We start from the raw sequence: 2,185 nt of genomic DNA, 5'->3' as shown, positions 1-2,185 counted from the left end.
GTATGGAACATCAATGACATCTATACACCGAAGGAAAATGTAGTAGATGGAAAGCTGATGTATGGAGAGCCGATCAAATCCAAGCATGCGGCTACTAAGTAGAGAAATATCCTTCTTAATCCTTAATATATAAAATTTACACGGGAGGTAATATCCATGGCAAGTGCAAACACAAATGCAAATGATCTTACACTAGAACAGCAACAGGAGCTGGATCTGGCTTTTGAAAAAGCCAAAAGAGCATTGGCTATCATAGAAACCTATGACCAGGAAAAGGTAGACCGTTTATGTCAGGCAGTGGCGTGGGCAGTAGCCAACAAAAAAACTTTCCTGAGATTGGTAGATATGGGTATTGAAGAAAGTGGATTAGGAGATCCGATCAGCAGACAAAGCAAGCGTTTTAAAATTAGAGGTGTACTTAGGGATGCACTCCGGCAGAAGAGTATAGGAGTTATTGAAGATATTCCCGAAAAAGGAATTAAGAAATATGCAAAACCGGTAGGCATTATTGCCTCCATCGTACCTACCACAAATCCTGATCTTACACCGGCGGGAACAGCCATTTATGCTATAAAGGCAAGGGATGTAGTGATTTTCTCACCCCATCCCCGTTCTAAAAAAACTACCTTTGAGACCGTAAGACTGATGAGAGAGGCCCTTGAAAGAGAAGGAGCACCTGCAGATATTCTCCAGTGCCTTACAAAGGTGAATATACCCATGTCTAAAGCGCTTATGTCCAGAGCAGATCTTGTTCTTGCTACAGGAGGGCCCGCCATGGTTCAGGCTGCCTATAGTTCAGGAACGCCTGCTTATGGTGTTGGGGCAGGAAACTCTACCATGATTATTGATGAAACCGCAAATATCGAGGAAGCAGCCCGCAATACCATGCTGAGTAAGACTTCAGACTTTGGATCAGGCTGTTCTGCTGATGGAAACCTAATTATTGAGGAAACCATTTTTGACAAAATGGTCGGCCAACTTGTGGTAGAGGGCGGCTATTTGGCCAACGAAGAAGAAAAAGAAAAGCTTCGCAAGGTAATGTGGGATGATGAGGGCCACAGATTGGTGGATACCGTGGCGGTTGCACCACAAAAACTGGCTGAAGCAGCTGGGTTTACCATTCCTGAAGACAGAAAGTTTATCATCGTCATGGGCGATGGTATTGGAAAGGAGCATCCATTTTCAAGAGAAAAGCTGACAACCCTGTTAGCCGTATACAAATACGAAAAGGGCTTTGAGAATGCATTAAAGATGATGCATGCTATTTACGAAGTGGGCGGAAAAGGTCACTCTGTTGGAATCTATTCTTTCAATGATGATCATATTCATCAGTTAGCTCTGGTGGCTCCCGTAAGCCGTATTATGGTACGTCAGCCCCAATCTAAAGCCAATGCAGGGGCCTTCAACAACGGAATGCCAATGACATCCAGCTTAGGCTGCGGAACCTGGGGAGGCAACATTGTATCAGAAAATGTTAGCTTAAAGCATTATATGAATACCACTTGGGTTTCCTACCCAATTCCTGAGGACAGACCCTCTGATGAAGAACTCTTTGGAGATTTTTATGATGCGGAGATGGAAAAATAGGGGAAGAGACTTTAAGGAATAAATAGAAATAAGGCAAGGCATTAAACTTCGGCATCTGTGGAAAAATCCACGAATGCCGAAGGTATAGTATTAAGTGTTAAAAAGATCAAAATCTTTCTCGGAAAAATAGGTGAGAACAAGGGAAAATAATCATGTGACAGAATTTGAAGACAATTTAGAATAGTGATTGACAACCAAAAAAAAAGGTGATAGACTAAAACCAAGTTCCAATAAAAAGAACAAGGTTCCGCAGAATGGAACAAAATAAGAGCCTGCATGATCGTAATGGTATGTTTTTTTCCTGCTAAGGAAAACGGTATCAAAATAGGAAAATGGTTAAGCACGATGAAACTCAAAAACAGTAGCTTTTGCTAAAGAAAAGCTTCGTATTTCACTGAATATAAAATACACCATAGGTTAAAAACATATATAAACTGCAGCTTAGAGCGGTAGTGGCTGTGCCGTAGGAAGGAGAAAAAGCGGTGAAGAAATTGGTAGCCTACGCACTAACAGAGTACTTAGAAAGGCAAGGGGTAGAGTATGTATTCGGATTGTGCGGTCACACGGTAATCGGGATGCTGGATGCCCTAGAGAAGAG

General features: G+C 42.1%; 1 protein-coding gene. It reads left to right on the top strand.

Going from position 1 to position 2,185, the window contains the following annotated elements:
* The first annotated feature begins 156 nt into the window (after positions 1-156).
* Positions 157-1,587, top strand: a complete 1,431-nt coding sequence (locus BUB56_RS19100) for an aldehyde dehydrogenase family protein (RefSeq protein ID WP_110942826.1) — start codon at positions 157-159, stop codon at positions 1,585-1,587.
* Positions 1,588-2,185 lie beyond the last annotated feature (598 nt).

Source organism: Geosporobacter subterraneus DSM 17957 (genome assembly GCF_900142145.1).
Classification (GTDB): Bacteria; Bacillota; Clostridia; order Peptostreptococcales; family Thermotaleaceae; genus Geosporobacter; species Geosporobacter subterraneus.
This window is presented reverse-complemented; position numbering and strand designations above follow the sequence as displayed.